General features: G+C 59.5%; 15 protein-coding genes and 1 pseudogene. 5 read left to right on the plus strand and 11 right to left on the minus strand.

What is annotated here, in order from left to right:
• Both J8I29_RS25700 and J8I29_RS25705 read right to left on the minus strand, forming a co-directional pair.
• Positions 1-557 (minus strand): annotated as a pseudogene (locus J8I29_RS25700) (hypothetical protein); the annotation flags it as partial.
• A gap of 261 nt (positions 558-818) precedes the next feature.
• Positions 819-1,607, minus strand: a complete 789-nt coding sequence (locus J8I29_RS25705) for a response regulator transcription factor (RefSeq protein ID WP_209433832.1) — start codon at positions 1,605-1,607, stop codon at positions 819-821.
• A 685-nt stretch (positions 1,608-2,292) separates the two neighbouring features.
• Between J8I29_RS25705 and J8I29_RS25710 the strand changes: the two genes are divergently transcribed.
• The 5 genes from J8I29_RS25710 (at position 2,293) to J8I29_RS25730 (ending at position 8,532) form a co-directional block, all read left to right on the plus strand.
• Entirely contained in the window at positions 2,293-3,705 is a 1,413-nt protein-coding gene (locus J8I29_RS25710) for a sigma 54-interacting transcriptional regulator (protein WP_209433833.1), read from the plus strand.
• Between the two features lie 497 nt (positions 3,706-4,202).
• Entirely contained in the window at positions 4,203-5,594 is a 1,392-nt protein-coding gene (locus J8I29_RS25715; protein WP_209433834.1) for a GntP family permease, read from the plus strand.
• 35 nt (positions 5,595-5,629) lie between these two features.
• Positions 5,630-6,412, plus strand: coding sequence for a 3-hydroxybutyrate dehydrogenase (locus J8I29_RS25720; RefSeq protein ID WP_105865650.1), 783 nt, complete (start codon positions 5,630-5,632; stop codon positions 6,410-6,412).
• Between the two features lie 45 nt (positions 6,413-6,457).
• The gene (locus tag J8I29_RS25725) at positions 6,458-7,204 is read left to right on the plus strand and encodes a CoA-transferase (RefSeq protein WP_209433835.1); all 747 of its coding nucleotides are present in this window, start codon (positions 6,458-6,460) and stop codon (positions 7,202-7,204) included.
• A gap of 227 nt (positions 7,205-7,431) precedes the next feature.
• The gene (locus J8I29_RS25730) at positions 7,432-8,532 is read left to right on the plus strand and encodes a transporter substrate-binding domain-containing protein (RefSeq protein ID WP_245197375.1); all 1,101 of its coding nucleotides are present in this window, start codon (positions 7,432-7,434) and stop codon (positions 8,530-8,532) included.
• 96 nt (positions 8,533-8,628) lie between these two features.
• Here the strand turns inward: J8I29_RS25730 and J8I29_RS25735 are convergent, their stop codons facing one another.
• The 9 genes from J8I29_RS25735 to J8I29_RS25775 all read right to left on the minus strand — a co-directional run bounded on the left by J8I29_RS25735 (position 8,629) and on the right by J8I29_RS25775 (position 17,787).
• Positions 8,629-9,357, minus strand: coding sequence for a class I SAM-dependent methyltransferase (locus tag J8I29_RS25735; protein WP_209433836.1), 729 nt, complete (start codon positions 9,355-9,357; stop codon positions 8,629-8,631).
• Positions 9,358-9,643: 286 nt separating this feature from the next.
• Positions 9,644-11,851, minus strand: coding sequence for an aldehyde oxidoreductase molybdenum-binding subunit PaoC (gene paoC / locus J8I29_RS25740; protein WP_209433837.1), 2,208 nt, complete (start codon positions 11,849-11,851; stop codon positions 9,644-9,646).
• Positions 11,852-11,854: 3 nt separating this feature from the next.
• A complete protein-coding gene (locus J8I29_RS25745; protein ID WP_209433838.1) occupies positions 11,855-12,805 on the minus strand; it encodes a xanthine dehydrogenase family protein subunit M in 951 nt (316 codons plus the stop codon).
• The gene (gene paoA / locus J8I29_RS25750; RefSeq protein ID WP_105865644.1) at positions 12,802-13,452 is read right to left on the minus strand and encodes an aldehyde dehydrogenase iron-sulfur subunit PaoA; all 651 of its coding nucleotides are present in this window, start codon (positions 13,450-13,452) and stop codon (positions 12,802-12,804) included. Before paoA ends, J8I29_RS25745 begins: the two co-directional genes overlap by 4 nt.
• A 255-nt stretch (positions 13,453-13,707) precedes the next feature.
• The gene (locus J8I29_RS25755; RefSeq protein ID WP_209433839.1) at positions 13,708-14,010 is read right to left on the minus strand and encodes a DUF4167 domain-containing protein; all 303 of its coding nucleotides are present in this window, start codon (positions 14,008-14,010) and stop codon (positions 13,708-13,710) included.
• Entirely contained in the window at positions 13,991-14,155 is a 165-nt protein-coding gene (locus J8I29_RS25760; protein WP_181161383.1) for a hypothetical protein, read from the minus strand. Before J8I29_RS25760 ends, J8I29_RS25755 begins: the two co-directional genes overlap by 20 nt.
• A 334-nt stretch (positions 14,156-14,489) precedes the next feature.
• Positions 14,490-15,098, minus strand: coding sequence for an isochorismatase family cysteine hydrolase (locus J8I29_RS25765; RefSeq protein ID WP_209433840.1), 609 nt, complete (start codon positions 15,096-15,098; stop codon positions 14,490-14,492).
• A 13-nt stretch (positions 15,099-15,111) separates the two neighbouring features.
• Positions 15,112-17,214, minus strand: a complete 2,103-nt coding sequence (locus tag J8I29_RS25770; protein WP_209433841.1) for a catalase — start codon at positions 17,212-17,214, stop codon at positions 15,112-15,114.
• 174 nt (positions 17,215-17,388) lie between these two features.
• On the minus strand, positions 17,389-17,787 hold the full coding sequence (locus J8I29_RS25775) for a PRC-barrel domain-containing protein (protein ID WP_209433842.1): 399 nt from the start codon (positions 17,785-17,787) through the stop codon (positions 17,389-17,391).
• Positions 17,788-17,828 lie beyond the last annotated feature (41 nt).

Below are 17,828 nucleotides of genomic sequence, written 5' to 3' on the forward strand. Positions count from 1 at the left end.
AAGGAAATCGGCGCCAGGCGCTCGAACCCCTCCCGCATCATCGCCCGCAAAGCCTCCTGCTTGTTCGACACCTGCCCGACCCACCGCGAGTTCAGCAGGTTGAACTCCTCCAGATCAAGAAACCGCAGCCAGTACCCGTCCGCCAGACCCTCTGCCTGCGCAAGCTGATCGAATGTCGCCAGATATCCGGCCGCATGGCCTGCCGTTTGATAATGCTCCAGAAGGGCATCGTCGGACATACGCGTGCCCTTGAAATACAAGGACCGGTAGAGGTCCGGATTAAATTGATAGGGAAGCCGCCCTTCCCTGCGGCCATGTTGCAGGAAGTGCTTGATCGCCGCATAAGCGGAACCAATCCCAGCCAGATCCGGATAATTGCCGATATAGCCTTTCCAGTCGAAGAACTCCGGCAGTTTGCCGTACTCCGCTTCCAGACTCGCTATATATTGGGCAACCCCCTCTTCGCTGTGAAGTCTTCCTTCGGCCGCACCATGCTTGCGATAATGCTTTTCAGCTTCCGCACGGGAAAGACCCTGAAGGTCGTAATGGGCGCCCACATATACCCGCCAGTCGAAGCCGTCCGGGAGCGATGGCAGATTGCTATTCTCACCCCTCTCCTCCCGCTCCTTGCTCCGAGCATTAACAAGATGCCCGACTTCTTCGTTTCGCCTAATTCCAAGCCAGTGGCTTACTTGCTTCAACATAGTGCACCAGTTCGACCGCCCGCATCATCAATCTATAGACAAAATATACATTCTAAATAAGTACTAAGCCACATAAATACAAAATTATTAATATATTATACATTTTTTACATACTTAATCTTCGAACATACCTTTGGTAAGATATATGATTTCCATTCGACTCTTAACTTTTAGCTTTTCCATGATGTTCCTAATATGAACACTCACAGTGCTCTCCTTGAGGCCGAATTTTTTTGCAATATCCATGTTTCTTTCGCCTCGCCGAAGGCATTTGACGATTTCGATCTGCCGCGGAGTGAGCCCCACCAACTGCAATTTTGCTTCCTGGGGGGCAGCAGAGGCCATATTGGTGCCGCCAATACTGGATGCCGGGATAAAAATCCCGCCCGCCCAGACAAGACGTATGGCCGCCAGCACGATTTCGAAGGTCGAGCTCATTCCGATGAACCCCTTCGCTCCCAACTCCAGCGATCTCCCTATCTGAAGCGGACTCTCCACGTCTGAAATAATGACAACCTTCGCAAGTGGAAACCGCTCAAGGACCAGAGGCAGATCTTGGTCGATAACTCGGTGTGTCGCCTCAGCACCTAAACCACACAACATCACCAACGGCGCTCTTCCTCCATTCTGCAAATCGAGCTGAGACAGCGAAGAACAACCAACTACGGAGGCCGAAGCATTATATATCCTTAGGCATTGAACTATACATCCAAGAATTAATTTGTTTTCACACACTATAAAAATATCATCTATAGTTCCTCCAACTTTCAACGTCACATCAATCACCTTCACGTTCTCTGACGAAGAAACATTAAGATTGCCTGGCAAAACGTTTCCACCTTCTCCGTCATCGTCGGCAGAAAACGGGCGATCATTTCCCTTGCCCCCTCTTGCGTTTCCCAAGAAACCGCCCCCTTACGTAATAGCCGTATGACTGAAGGGCCCGCATAACATGTAAACCCTTACATATCACGGAAAAAAGACTCAAATCCCCCGATTTCATAAGCAACGAATAAAGTCTTTATGGATTTAGACATCAGATAATCATATTATCCAAATGGATATTTACTGATTTGTCCAAAACGTAAACATTCAGCTGGAATCGTAAAAAATTTACGGCTTGTAAGCAGGACATGCTCGAAAGCCGGAGCCCGCTGTCGATGATGCCGCGGCCCATACGTCGCAGAAGTACGAAAACTCCCTATTCAAAGGGCTATCCACAAGGATCAAGACAGCTTTTTCGAGCCGGCGCCTGACCACATAACGTTTCCGTCCAAGAAACCCACATGCAGGGTCGTCGCATGAGAGGAACTCGAATTTCCAGACATCCGCTATGGAAACAATCCTGATGGAGATGGCCATAACACCATCGTTTCCGTCGTCTCACGCCGTTCGGACGTACCCGCGGGATCCTGCAGTTTCTCGCCGTCATGTGCAGGCTTACGCGCAGTTTAGCCCGTGTCGCCGCGCGCGAAACACCACTCGACGACGGCCGGCGGGCGGTCAGCGGCTGGTCCGGACAATTGGAAGTGCGACCGACAATCGGATAGCTTCCGCGTTTAAGAAGCGCGAAACAGGGACGACGTTGATGGTCTCACGGAATGAGAGGCATGGGGTTGACGACAACAAATCCTACCGGCGCGCAATCAGCGAATTGTTTGGTCAATTCGAGGCCCTTTGTGAAGGAGCAATCGGTGTCGATAAACATTCCAGGATCGCTTGGATAAATGATCCGTACCGCGAATTACTTGGCATAGAGCGAATTGTCGACATTGTTGGCCTCGATGTCGAGGATATCATCCCAGAAAGTCAATTAAGAACGGTGGTAGAAACGGGCCGGCCCATTCTTCTGGACATCATGCAATTTGGACATCGTCAATTCGTGGTGTCTCGGCTGCCCTTGCTGGACAAGTCCGGCTCGGTGGTCGGGGCGGTCGGCTTTGTTCTCTATGATCGCGTGGATCAGCTCAAACCGCTCGTCAACAAGTTCGAGCAACTCCAAAAGGAGCTCGACCATGTACGCCAGGAGCTTGCGGTCGAACGGCGAGCGCGCTTCGGATTCTCGAATATCGTCGGCAACAGCGCCGCGATACAGGAGGTAAAACGCCTGGCACGACGGGCCGCGCAATCGGAGAGCCCCGTCCTCATTCTCGGCGAGACCGGCACCGGAAAGGAGCTGCTCGCTCAGGCCATCCACGCCACATCCTCGCGGAATTCCGGCCCGTTCGTCGCCGTCAACGCATCGGCAATTCCCGAAAATCTGGTTGAGGCGGAGTTCTTTGGCTATGTGCCCGGCGCCTTCACCGGCGCAAGTACGAAGGCGCGGGAAGGAAAGTTCAAGCTGGCCGACCGCGGTACTTTGTTTCTCGATGAAATCGGGGACATGGCCCCTCAACTACAGGTCAAGCTCCTGCGCGTGCTCGAGGAGCAGGTGTTCGAGCCGCTCGGCTCCGACAAGAGCGTAAGGGTGAACGTCCGCCTCGTGGCGGCGACCAGCCGCAACCTCGAACAGGAAATGGAGGCAGGCAGATTTCGCCGCGACCTCTACTACCGTCTCAATGTGCTGACCGTCAAAGTGCCGCCCCTGCGAGAGCGGGTGGACGACGTCGCACCGCTCGCCGAAGCGCTGCTGGAAGCCCACGCCCGCAATCAAGGCATGCTGCCGCTCGAGTTGACCGACGATGCCCTCGCGCTTTTGATGTCCTACTCATGGCCCGGCAATGTACGCGAACTCAGGAATGTGCTCGAACGCGCGAGCGTCGCCTGCGAGGGCACGCAGCTTTCGACGGACAAATTCCTGAACGTTCTCCCGAGCCTGCAAACACCCTTCTTGCCGGTCAATCGCTCCCAGAGCCTGGCCGATGCCCTCGCCTGCCGCGAGCGAGAGGTCATCAAGGAGGCGCTCGCCGCCGCGGGCGGCAGCAAACCCGTCGCGGCGCGAGCTCTTCGTATCTCGCGGTCGCGGCTGTATGAACGGCTTCGAATCCTTGGACTGTCCTGAAATCAGGATTCCTTGTCCGAGAATCTGGATACGGCGTTTTCGTAGAATTCCCATAGGGTTAGGGCCAGCCGCCGCCAAGGTCTGTCCGAGATCCAGGACTCCTTCGCCCGCTCTCAACATCAAGCGATCGAAAATACGCCTGATTTCAGCAGGTTAGAAACTGCGTGAAACTGGCACGCTCCTTGCTCCCGTTCCGGATGCAAGCCTCGACCGGCATTGCCAATGCAAACGCCATAAGAAGACGGAAGGGAGAGAGATGTCAAAGGCTGCAATCCTCATCGCGCCGGATATTCCAAGTTAGGTCCGACCCGACAAACACACTCAGGCGGACATGTGCCTGTGGTCGACGGCCATGAGGTTTCCCGCGCATTCGAAGCTGAAAGTGCCCGGCACGCTCAGTGAGCCGATGATGAAGGCGTCGAGGCCATCAAGGATGCTTTTCGCCGCGAAAGACAATGGAGCCTGGCGCCGGCGCGACGCCATTTCCGGGGGAGATTATGAACTTTCTTATCTGTATCGGCGCTTTGGCGCTTCTCATGTTCGTCGCCTATCGCGGCTTCAGCGTGATTTTGTTCGCGCCGATCGCAGCTCTTCTCGCGGTTCTGCTCACCGATCCAGCCGCCGTCCCGCCAATGTTCACTGGCGTTTTCATGGACAAGATGGTTGGTTTCGTAAAGCTTTACTTCCCGGTCTTTCTGCTCGGAGCCGTCTTTGGAAAAGTAATCGAACTGTCAGGATTTTCGAAATCCATCGTATCGTCTGTCATTTCGGTCATCGGCCGGGAAAGAGCGATATTGTCGATTGTGCTGGTATGCGTCATCCTGACTTATGGCGGCGTATCCCTCTTCGTCGTCGTCTTCGCCGTCTATCCTTTTGCTGCCGAAATGTTTCGGCAAGGCGGAATTCCCAAACGCCTCATTCCCGGCACCATCGCGCTCGGCGCGTTCACCGTCAGCATGGATTCGTTACCCGGCACCCCGCAGATCCAGAACATCATCCCGACGACGTTCTTCGGCACCAATACCTGGGCCGCCCCGGTGCTGGGCCTTGTGGGGACCGTCTTCATCATGGCTGTCGGCCTGACCTATCTCGAATGGCGCCGCCGCGTCGCGGCTGCCCGGGGAGAAGGGTATGGCGAAAACCATATCAACGAGCCCGAAGCCTTCAAGGCCGAGGTGCTGCCAAACCCGTGGATCGCCATCCTTCCCCTCATCGTCGTCGGCGTCGTGAACAAGCTCCTGACGATGGCGATCCCCATGTTTTACGGCAAGTCCTATGAGGTCAAACTCACCGCGGCGGCCAAACCACTGGTCACGGAGGTAGGCCCCATTACGGCCATCTGGGCGGTGGAGGGCGCGCTGATACTCGGCATCTTCACGGTGCTCGTCTTCGCCTTCAAGCCGGTGAGCCAGAAATTCGCCGAGGGCACCAAGGCCGCTGTCGCCGGCTCGCTGCTTGCCTCCATGAACACGGCGGCCGAATATGGTTTCGGCGGGGTGATCGCCGCCCTTCCCGGCTTCGTCGTGATTGCAGACGCCCTGCGGCAAATTCCCAATCCGCTCGTGAACGAAGCGATCACCGTGACCTCCCTGGCCGGCATTACCGGTTCGGCGTCCGGTGGCATGAGCATTGCACTTGCGACCATGGCGGACCAGTTCATAGCGGCCGCAAAAGCAAGCGGTATTCCCATGGAGGTTCTCCATCGGGTGGCGGCCATGGCCAGCGGCGGCATGGATACGCTTCCCCACAATGGGGCCGTGATAACAGTCCTCGCCGTGACAGGCCTGACTCACAAGACATCATATGGTGATATATTTGCGGTGACCTGCATCAAGACGGCCGCCGTATTCGTTGTCATCGCCTTCTACTACGCTACTGGACTGGTTTAATATCGAATATCTTCTTGCAGCAAAGGAATGAAGTCATGCTAAAAGGAAAAACCGCGCTCGTCACCGGCTCCACCAGCGGAATTGGGCTTGGCATCGCGCGTGCCTTGGCGGCCAGCAAAGCCGATCTCATCATCAACGGTCTGGGCGAAGCCGACGCGATCGAGAAGCTTCGAAGTGAACTGGCCGAAGAATTCGGCGTCCGAGTCCTCTATCACGGCGCCGATATGTCGCGGCCAGCCGAAATCACCGCGATGATCGAGTATGGTGCCAACGCGCTGGGCAGCATCGATATTCTCGTCAACAATGCGGGGATCCAATATACGGCACCGGTGGAGCAGTTTCCCGCCGATCGGTGGGATGCGATCATCGCAATCAATCTGTCCTCCAACTTTCATGCGATTGCCGCGGCCTTGCCTCGGATGCGTGAACGCAATTGGGGCCGTATCATCAATGTCGCCTCCGCCCATGGCCTTGTCGCCTCCCCGGCCAAGAGCGCCTATGTCGCCGCAAAACATGGCGTCGTGGGTCTGACAAAGGCCGTCGCCCTCGAAACGGCGCAGACCGGAATCACCTGCAATGCCATTTGTCCCGGTTGGGTACTGACACCGCTGGTTCAAAAGCAGATCGACGATCGGGCCAAGAACGCCTCTATTCCCGTCGACAAGGCCAGGCAGCTCATGCTCGCGGAAAAACAGCCGTCGGGCGAGTTCGTGACACCCGAACAGCTCGGCCAGGTCGCGGTGTTCTTGTGTTCGGAGGCTGCGTCACAAATCCGGGGCTCCTCCATCAGTGTCGATGGCGGCTGGACTGCGCAATAGCCGAGAGTTCGGCCGCTTGCGCCAAGGTTCCGCGGAGACCGAGAGTTGAAGAACAAGATTGTTTCGATCGAGGAAGCCGTCAGCCTTGTGCGCGACGACGACACATTGTGTTTTTCGGGCTTCGGCACCAATGGCGTGCCGGAGCAGCTTGCGGTTGGCCTGGCACAGCGGTTCCTGCAGACGGCGGCTCCCCGCAACCTGACCCTGCTCTTTGGGGGAGGCCCGGGGGATGGAGCGACCCGGGGGATGAACCTGCTGGCCCATGAAAACCTGATCAAGCGCGCCATTGGCGGCCACGCCTGGCGTCGACATCGAACGGGACGTTCTGGCCAGATAGCTTTCCGGCCGATTATCAGGAATCCGGTTGAGATGGATCGAAGGATCTTCCTGACGGAACCAATGGGCCTCAAGGACATGCTTTTGTCGATCAAGCTTGTCGATCGCGTCACCTTCGACAGGCAGCAGCAGACACTGCTCCTCAATTTTGAAGGACTTAAGCTGCGAAACCTGCAGGATGTGGACTCTGTTCGCAGCTGCGTGGAGGCAGCGTGCAGGTCGGGCGGGGAAAAAGTACCCGTAATCGTGAACTATGATTCATTCGAGATTGAAGAAGATATCCTCGATCAATATGCGGCTATGGTTCAATACTTGACCGAGAGATACTACACGCATGTTTCACGGTATACGACCAGCGCGTTTCTGCGGATGAAGCTTGGAGAAGCCCTCAACGAACGCGGGCTTGCCCTTATATTTTCGAGACCAGAAACGAAGCACTCCACGCCACGAGACTGAATGGCTTCTCCGGCCACCCAGCTTGCTAAACTCAATGCCCGGACGGGCGCCGGTCCGCTGGCGACCGGCGACCTTGCGGTTTGGGTCAGACCGTTGAAAGGGTTGCGGTATCCGGATCGGGCCGATAGCCTCGCCCCCCGAAAGAAATGGCATTTGCAGGTTTCTATTTTGATTGCGAGCGCAGCACCCTGTCCCATGGCTGCCGCTTCCGACGCATGAGATCGGAATTGCGCGCAAGCCTGGTGTACGCGATTGCCATGCTGGTGCTGGCATGGAGCCTGGTCCTTTCGGCGGCCTCGGCGCAAGAAACCCAGACCGCACCCGCGGCCGGCAAACCGCTGAATGTCGGCGTCTATGTTAGCCCGCCCTTCGTCATGAAGAACGGCGCCCATTATTCAGGTATGGCGATCGATTTATGGGAGGCCACGGCGAGGCCGCTGGGGCTGTCTTATTCCTACCGTGAGTATCCCACTTTCGAGGCGCTGATCGAAGCGGTGCGCAGGGGCGAGGCCAGCGTAGCCGTCTCCAATTTGACGATTACGAAAGATCGGGTGGAGCGTATCACCTTCTCCCAGCCCTGGTATGATGCCGGCCTGCGCATCATGGTGGCTGAGCGCGACGGCGCGGGCTTCTGGCAGGTTCTGGGTGGGCTGGAACGAGCCGGCCACCTGCGGGCGATGGCATGGCTCGCGACCCTCATCCTGGTTGCCACGCTCGTGCTGGCATTGTTCTACCGACGTTTCGACACGACCTTTCCGGATCGTTGGCATGAGGGACTGGCCGAGAGTTTCTATGAGGTCATGTCGGTCGCGACCTCGGGCAAGGTCACGCGCCCTAATGCCCTGGGTTGGATCGGCCGCATTTCGGGAGGCATATGGATGGTCTGCGGCGTGGCCGTGATCGCCTACGTCACCTCATCGGTCACCAGTGTGATGACGGCCCTGACCCTGACGCATCAGATCAACTCCCTGGCTGATCTTCCGGGCCGGACCATTGGCGTGCGCGGCGGCAGTGTCGCGGAAAACTATTCCAATGACCTCAGGCTTGCCACCCAGGCCTACCGGAGCATCGACGAGGCCGTGGCGGGGCTCGGCAGCGGCGAGATAGCGGCGATCATCGATGATGCTCCGGTTCTGGAATATTACGCCCATACCCACGTCAAATCGCCTCTGTCGGTGGTGGGCCCGATCTTCCATCCCGACAAATACGGGTTTGGCTTTCATCATGGCGACAATCTCAGTCACACCATCACGCTTCAGATCCTGGAATTGCAGGAGTCAGGCGAACTCGAAGCGCTGCGTCGCAAATATTTCGGCAACGAACGATAGCGCCCGCGCTGCGTGACTCTTCAGCCCTGGCCGGACGGGATGACGGGGGTCAGGCCGACCAGGGCTCGGTAGGGAGCATTCGCGCAATGGCACCTGCTATCGTCTGGCCGAGACGAGGAGCATCATCGGCCGCTCCAATTCCTCCTCCAGCGCCGGTGTTTCCTCGACTTGCTCCCGAGACGGCGCGAACTCATCGATGGCTTCCAAAGCAAATCCGGCCCTGATCAGCGCGCTGAGTGTCGTTGCGATGGTTCGGTGGTACTTCAAAACACCCTTGGCGAACCAGTCGGTGCGGCGTTCCCCTTCGATGGCATAACGATTGACCGGCCACGTCTTCCTCCCATCCTCGTCTTCGATCCAATGAGGATGGGCCGCGGCCATGAAGATCGGGTGTTCGATGGAGAAGACGAGATGACTGCCCGGCGTGAGCGAACGGTGGATCATGCGCGCGAGCCGGTCAAAGTCCCGGACATAGTGGAACGTCAATGAGCTGAACGCAAAATCGAAGGCGCTTTCCTGAAGGTCGATTGTTTCGATGTCTGCAATTCGGTACTCGACCGCAGGATCGGCGCTCAGCGCACGAGCCCGGGCGATCATCGTCTCGGAAAGGTCGATCCCCAACACGGTCTCGGCGCCATTTTCACGCAACCAGCGTGAAACCCAGCCGAATCCGCACCCAAGATCGACGGCGCGCTTGCCGGCCACGTCAGGAAACATCCCGCGCAGCACCGGCCATTCGGGCGCGCCGGCAAGGCCGTGAATCTGGCGCGGAAGCTGGCTGTAGCCGGAAAAGAAGACAGGATTGTCATAGATGTTCTGTGCCATGATAGGCTCCATTCAAGAGAAGGAGACGAGGCACAGGTCGCACGGAAGGCCTCGTCCACGAGTGGCGAGGCCAAGGGGCCGTTCCCGCTGTCTTGCTAGCGCGATCGAGCTCCCCGCATCCCGCCGATGGGGATGCGGGCGAAGCGGGAGACAATGTGCGTATCCTCTTCGACCATGCGCAACCATGGTCGATCACCGCTCGCCTTGTCAACCGTCGCTCGACCGACCTATGAGCCCAGCAGGCGTACGCCGACAGCAATGCTCCTTATGAGCAGAGGAACATTGCTCACTGCATCTCGGGCAGGCGGTCGAGGAGCTTATCCAGCGTGATCGGATAGTCCCGTATGCGGATACCCGTGGCGTTGTAGATCGCATTGGCGACGGCGGCGGCGACGCCGCAGATCCCCAGCTCGGCGACGCCCTTGGCCTTCATCGGCGACGAGATCGGATCTGTCTCGTCGAGGAAGATCACCTCCTGGTGCGGGATATCGGCATGAACGGGAACCTCATAGCTTGCCAAGTCGTGGTTGACGAAGAAGCCGGAGCGCTTGTCGACGACCAGTTCCTCCGTAAGGGCGGCGCCGACGCCCATGGTCATCGCGCCGATCAGCTGACTGCGCGCCGTCTTCGGGTTCAGGATGCGACCGCAGGCACAGGCCGCAAGCATGCGCATGACCCGGGTCTCGCCGGTGGCGGCATCGACGCCGACCTCGACGAAATGCGCGCCGAAAGTCGACTGCTGATACGTCTTGGCAAGATCGCCGTATTCAATGCCGTCCTCGGCAACGAGACCCTCCGCGCCGGCCGCCTGGGCAAGCGAGGCGCTGCGATTGCCCGAGCGGACCTGGCCATCGGCGAAGACGGCTTCGGCAGAATTGAAGCCGAGCCTTTGGGCCACGGCTTCGCGCAGCTTGACACATGCGGCATAGACGCCGGCCGTCGAATTGTTGCCGCCCCATTGCCCACCCGATCCGCAGGAAACCGGAAAGGTCGAGTCACCGAGGCGAACCGTCACCTTCTCGACCGGGATGCCCATCATTTCCGCAGCGGTCTGGGCAATGATGGTGTAGCTACCGGTGCCTATATCCGTCATATCGGTCTCAACCGTGACCGTGCCGCTGCCGTCGAGTCGAACGCGCGCCGCCGACTTGGTCAACAGGTTGTTGCGAAAGGCGGCGGCAACGCCCATTCCAACAAAAAAGCGTCCATCGCGCGTTCGGCCAGGCTGCGCCTGGCGCCTGCTCCAGCCGAACCGCTCTGCGCCGGTACGCAGGCATTCGACCAAACGTCGCCGTGAGAACGAACGTTCCGGATGCTCGGGGTCGACCTGCGTATCGTTGAGGATACGAAATTCCACCGGGTCCAGTCCGAGCTTCTCCGCCATCTCGTCGACCGCAATCTCCAGCGCCATCATGCCCGAGGCCTCGCCCGGCGCACGCATCGCGTTGCCTTCGGCAAGATCGAGCACCGCGAGCCGCATCGAGGTCATGCGGTTGGCGCCGGCATAAAGCAGGCGCGTCTGGCTCACGGCTGTCTCCGGGCCGCCACCCGGCAGGTCGCCGGACCAGCTTTCATGACCGATCGCGGTGATCTTGCCCTCGCGCGTCGCGCCGATGCGAATGCGTTGGATCGTCGCCGGCCGATGCGTCGTATTGTTGGCCATCAGCGGCCGCGTCAAGGCGACCTTGACCGGCCGCCCGGCCGCGCGTGCACCGAGAGCCGCGAGCAGTACGTCGGAGCGCAAGAACAGCTTGCCGCCGAAACCGCCACCGATGAACGGCGAGATGACGCGAACCTTGTCCTTGGCGATGCCAAGCGTCTCGGCGAGGTCGCCGGCCGCCCAGGCGATCATCTGGTTGGACGTCCAGACGGTAAGCTTGTCTCCCTCCCATGCTGCGATGGAGGCATGGGGCTCCATCATCGCATGCGATTGATCGGGCGTCGTGTAGGTCGCGTCGAGCTGGACTGGAGCCGCGGCAAAGGCGCCGGCAAAATCGCCGACGGCGGTATCCGCAGGCCCCCCAAAGCCAGGCTTGGGCGTGCCGGCCGAATTCCTGGCCGACGCAAGATCGAAGGCACCGTCGGCCCGCGTGTAGTTCACCTCGACCAGATTGGCGGCAGCGCGCGCCTGCTCGAATGTCTCGGCGACCACCAGTGCAATCGCCTGGTGGTAATGTTCGATGACGGGGCCACCGAGCAGGGTCGCGGTGTTTCGGCTGCCCTTGCCGAGCTTGCCGGCATTCTCCGCCGTGACGATGGCGAGCACGCCAGGAGAGGCCTTGGCTTTCGCAAGGTCGATCGAGGCGATCCGCCCCTTGGCAATCGCCGCCCCGACCACATAGCCATAGGCCTGGTTCGGCGCGACATCATGGCGTTCATAGGCATAGGGCGCCATGCCCGCGGTTTTGAGAGGGCCGTCGATCCGGTTGACGGGTTGGCCAATGACCTTGAGCTGGTCGATCGGATTGGTGGTGGCGGGGGTGTCGAATCTCATGGCTCATCCCCTTGCCTCTGAAAGGACGGCACCGAGCGTGCGTTCGATCAGCCGCAGCTTGAATTCATTCTGCGGGGTCGGGTCGGCGCCGGCGAGAAGTTGAGGGGTGACCGCCTTGGCACCACGTGGCAGCGCCGCTTCAGCCGCCTCGACGCGCCAGGGCTTGTGTGCCACGCCACCGACGGCGATGCGCCCGCTCCCGTCCTTCTGGACGATTGCCCCGATCGAGACCAAGGCGAAGGCATAGGAGGCGCGGTCGCGAACTTTCCGATAGATCTGCCTGCCGCCGATCGGCTTCGGCAATGTGACCGCGCTGATCAGTTCGCCGGGTGCGAGAACTGTTTCCTTGTCCGGCGCGTCGCCCGGCAATCGATAGAACTCGGCAATTGGAATGCTGCGTGCCGTCCCATTCGGGCGCAGCGTCTCCACCGTCGCGTCGAGGGCGCGCATGGCCACCGCCATGTCGCTCGGATGGGTTGCGATGCAGGCCTCGCTGGCACCCAGGATCGCGTGGTTGCGCGTGAACCCGCCGATTGCAGAACAGCCGCTACCGGGCCGACGCTTGTTGCAGGGCTGGCCCGTGTCATAGAAATAGGGACAACGCGTTCTCTGCAGGAGATTGCCCGCGGTCGTCGCCTTGTTGCGAAGCTGAGCCGAGGCGCCGGCGACCAATGCGCGCGTCAGCAGGGGGTAGTCGCGGCGCACGCGCTCATCCGCTGCAAGATCTGTGTTTCGCACCAGCGCGCCGATCCGCAAGCCGCCGTCCGGCGTGGCCTCGATCGTGTCGAAGGCGAGGCCGTTCACATCGATGAGATGAGCAGGCGTTTCGATCTCGAGCTTCATGAGATCGAGCAGATTGGTGCCGCCGGCGATGAACTTGGCGCCCTGGACCCGCGCGGCGGCGGCGATTGCTTCGGCCGGCGAAGCGGCGCGTTCATAGGTGAAGGACCTCATGCCTTCCTCCCCGCCACCTCGCTGATGGCGTCGATGATGTTGGAATAGGCAGCGCAGCGGCAGATGTTCCCGCTCATGCGCTCTCTGAGTTCGGCGCCGGTCACCGCCGGCCTAGACATCAGATCCGCACTGACATGGCTCGGGATGCCGGCCTTGATCTCATCGAGCGCCGCGACCGCCGAGCAGATCTGCCCGGGCGTGCAATAGCCGCATTGATAGCCATCATGCTTCACGAAGGCGGCCTGCATCGGATGGAGCTTGTCGGGCGTGCCCAGCCCCTCGATCGTCGTGACGCGATCGCCCTCGTGCATCACGGCCAGCGTCAGGCAGGAATTGATCCGGCGGCCTTCGACGATCACCGTGCAGGCACCACATTGGCCGTGGTCGCAGCCCTTTTTCGTACCGGTGAGATGGAGGTGCTCACGAAGCGCGTCGAGCAAGGTGGTACGCACATCCAGCCTCAACGTCCGCTTCTCGCCATTCACAACGATCGACACGTCCGACAGGTTGAGCTGGTCTGGCATCGTTGATTTCCCGGCGGTTGCAGCCATCTGGGCCTGAGCCTGGGACGGCAACCCCAGCACTGCGGATGCGGCTCCGGCGATCAACAGGTCACGCCGCCTTATCTCGTGGTCGGGACTTTGCATGCGAGGTTCCAATCTGTTCACGCGGGTGCGACAGGGGCTGAGCCCCACTCACCGACGAACAAAGATATGGATTGGTGGTTCCCGGCCGATTCAGGCGATCTCGCTCGCAAGCCGCCATAGCTCGATCGGGCAGCCAAGCGCGCCTACTCCTCGCTGTTCCGAAATTCCGGCGTCTTTTCCGCAGACAGGCAGAACGCCCATAGGACCTGCGAGCCAAACTAGCGATCCCCTGCGGTCGCTCGTTTATGAGGCAGTTCAGTTCGCCCGACCCTGGGTGGCGGCCTGCATTGTTCGAAGGTAATGCTCCGCATGCTGATAGTAGTTTTCTGCGGCAATCAGGTCGCCCGCCGCAGCTTCGGCATGGGCGCGCCTCAGATAGCTTTCATAATTCTCGCGCGCATTGCGGGCGTTCTTATGCCCGGCGCCACTCGAAGGCGCCGGCCGCTGAAATCGAATTCCAGATGTTGATTTTGTGTGATTATAATTCGTGTTCATTGAGATCCTGAGCCATTCCAAAATGGCTTCGTTGTGGCGTTGATCAGCCGAGCTGGTCGGCAACGATCTTGCGCAATTCCTCGCGACTGAGGCCGCAGGGTTCGGGCTGCCAGTCCCTTTTGGCTTTTGGCAGGGTTGGGACGGTTGTGGTTTTGGTGCGGCAGGGCTGTTCCGCCGCCGTTGCATTTCGATTGATGATGGTCTTCATGATTTCTCGTCGGCCGGCTTCAACGCGAAGTCGCCGCTTTCTGGTGAAAATTGCTGAGATCCGTACGGGCAGGGCGTCTGCAATCCAGTCCTGGGAACGGTCCGGCGCCAAGCCTTCCGCGCACACCCAGCACGGCTGGGAGATCTCTGCCCGCCAAATGTGGATTTGCGAAAGGGCGAAGGCTATTCGCGGATCAAATCACGCTTGCTCGGTCACGCCTCTCTCGTACCGGCAGATAAGCATGAACCCTTTGAATTTCAACCCCGAGCAGACCATCAGGCCCAGCTTCACCCAGGGCGACGATCGCATGAGAGTTCTGTGTGGTTATGGCCCGTCACCGCCAGTTTTCCAGAATCTCCTCGCTGCTCGCAACCTCGATCTGTTCGGTGAACCGGGTGAGATAGAGCTGCATGAGAGCATCATGCGTCTCGTCCGAAGAGCTGCAAAGAGCATCGATCGCCAGCACCACGCGGTAGCCTCTATCGATTGCCCCGAGGACCGTTGCCAACACGCAAACGTCCGTCTCCCCGCCTGAGATGACGATGGTATTTACGTCGGTGTCCGTCAAAAGCCGGTCGAGATGTCCCTCCGTCCAAGGTGAATAGACCGTCTTGTCCAAAACCAGACCCGGCGGCACGAAGCGCTCCAGCCGGGCGACCAGCCGGACGGCATCGGGACCGATTTCGTCCAGGGTCACACAAGCCCATTTGCGATAATAGCGCTCCCAACTTCCCCTCCCCTCTCCGGCCCGGGCAGCCGGTATGAATCTGGTGAAGATCGTTTGAGCCGCGTGATGCGCGCACAGCATCTCTATCACCGGCGCGACCTTCTCGAGCCAGGGCACTGCCCATGGATAGCCGGGTCCGAACAAGCGTTGCATGTCGACGCAAAGGTGAAGGCAGTTGGGACCGAGCGGTCCATGAACGAGGCCCTGCGCAGCCATCTGGACGCACTCTTCAGAGCTTGACGTTTGCTTCGCGTGCCCAAAGGCGCAATTGGCGGCAGGTTTCCACGAAGCGGGTCATCGATCCGGCATCGCTGAGATAAACCAGGCCTTCGTCAGCATCGAGAGCAATACCGGATTTGAGCAGAAGGGCCTCGGCTCCGTTGCTGAAACCGATGAACTTGCAGTGTGCGAATGCATCCGCCACGAAATCTCGCGCGGCCGCCTCGCTTGTCAGGGCTTCGGCTCCTGCATCCGACAGCAGAAGGGCCACGGCATCGAAAAGCACGGACGGGCCGCCGTCGATCATGTGCTTTGCCGGAATGAGCGTTCCGTCCTTAGCCTGCGCCCCGCCGACATGGGGGGCGATCACTTCCAGCGTCGCGCCTTCCTTTTCGACGGCGGTCTGCAGCGCCGCGAGCATCGCGGCATCTGTTCCCTCACCGATCAGGACGCCCACCTTGCGGCCCGCAAAGCTGGGTGGACCATTGCGGACGATGCTGAGGGCCGGCGACGGCGGGAGATCCTTCCGGGGCGCAACGGCGGCATCCGCGGGCTTGGGCAATCTGCCGATCCCCAGCCTGCCGGCGACCGCTGCGCCCAGCCCCTCGTCGATGTTCAACAGATGCGAGACCATACGCTCGCGTATGCTCGGATTCTCGCATTTACTCAGTTCGAACGTCAGTGCCATCTCGATGTGCCTTTGCTCAGGATCGGTTTGGCTGATGTAGAACTGCCGTGCCTGGCTGTAGTGGTCGGCGAAGCTTTCGGCCCGCAGGCGAACCTTCGGCGCTTCGACGTCCTCGCGATAAGAGCGGAAACCGCGAGCGGGGTCCTCCCTCGGTCCTTCTCCCCATGAATTCGGCTGATAGTTGGCGCGGCCGACAGGGTTGCGCATCGCCATGTGCCCATCCTGTTGAAAGTGGGCGAAGGGGCATTTCGGCGCATTGATGGGGAGGTGGGTAAAGTTGGTGCTTCCGAGCCTCTTTAGCTGAGTATCGAGATAGGAGAAGTTGCGGCCCTGCAGCAGCGGATCGTTGGAAAAATCGATCCCGGGCGGCACGTTCTGCGTCATGAACGCGACCTGCTCGGTCTCCGCGAAGAAATTGTCGGGCATCCGGTCCAACACCAATCGCCCGACGGGAATGGGCTCGAGCACCTCCTCCGGTATGAGCTTGGTTGGGTCCAACACGTCGAAGTCGAACTGGTCGGCGAACGCCTGATCGAACAGCTGCACGCACAGCTCCCATTCCGGGAAATTTCCGGTTTGGATCGCTTCCCACAGATCGCGGCGATGAAAGTCGGGATCGGCCCCATTGATCTTGACCGCCTCGTTCCAAACGACCGATTGCATACCGAGCTTCGGCTTCCAGATGAATTTGACGAAGGTCGATTTGTCCTCGCCATCGAGGAAGCGGAAGGTGTGGACGCCGAAGCCTTGCATGAAGCGGAACGAGCGCGGAATTGCCCGATCGGACATCACCCACATGACCATGTGCATGGATTCGGGCGTCAGGGAGATGAAATCCCAGAAATTGTCATGCGCTGATTGGGCTTGCGGGAAGGCGCGGTCCGGCTCCGGCTTCACCGCATGGATCACATCCGGAAACTTGATGGCATCCTGAATGAAGAAGACCGGGATATTGTTGCCGACGAGGTCCCAATTTCCTTCTTTCGTATAGATCTTCACCGCGAAGCCGCGGACATCGCGAGCCAGATCGAACGAGCCCTTGGAGCCGGCGACAGTCGAGAAACGCACGAAGGCCGGCGTCTTTTCCCCGGCGCGCTGGAACACGTCGGCACGGGTGTATTGCGACAACGGTCTGTAGGTCTCGAAATAGCCATGGGCTCCATATCCGCGGGCATGGACGACACGCTCGGGAATCCGCTCATGGTCGAAATGGAAGATCTTCTCCCTGAAGTGAAAGTCCTCCAGGAGCGTTGGCCCGCGCTGACCGAGCTTGAGGCTGTTCTGATCGTCCGCGACGGGAGCGCCCTGGGCCGTGGTAAGCCGCGCCGTGCCGCCTTCTGCCACTTGATGCAGTTCGCCGCCATTGCCGCGCGTCAGCGATTGATCATGGATCTTCGCGATCTCGTCTCGGGCTTTCTTGACCATGCGGGTATCTCCATGAGTTCGCTTGCGCGCGCGCCAACTCCTGACGCCCGCGTTGACGTGTTTTCAAGCGCGATCAGCGCCCTGCCACGACAGAGCCCGCGACGCCTCGTGACCCCTGATAGAAACCGGGATCGCATGCCGCTTCGCGCCAATTACAGGGCTCTGACCAAGATCCTAGGGACGCTGATCCAGCCTCGGATCGAGGGGATTTCCGCTCCACAAGGCGCCGTAATAGGCATCGACGGCTTTGGGGCGATCCGGATTGTCCCAGTCCCAGTCATTTTCGGAGCTGTATTTGGGACCGCCTCTAAGCTGGTCCTCGGTCAAGTTCGTCTGATAGCCGCCGAGATCGGTGTTGTAGGTCAATGTATTCCAGGAAAGGGGATAATGGTCGGCTCCGATCCCCAGAAACCCGCCAAATCCAAGTACGGCATACGAGACTTGCCCTGTCTTCTTGTCGATCATGACGCGTTCGATCGAGCCGATCTTCTCTCCGTCGGCGCCATATACGGCTGTGCCCTCGACCTTGTCGCTGCCGATGAGATTGCCATATTCCCTGCTCTCGATCGTCATGGAAAACTCCTCTTTGAACGGCTCTTGGGTGAGGGCGGCCT

This window comes from Labrys sp. LIt4 (assembly GCF_017813775.1).
GTDB classification, from domain to species: Bacteria; Pseudomonadota; Alphaproteobacteria; order Rhizobiales; family Labraceae; genus Labrys; species Labrys okinawensis_A.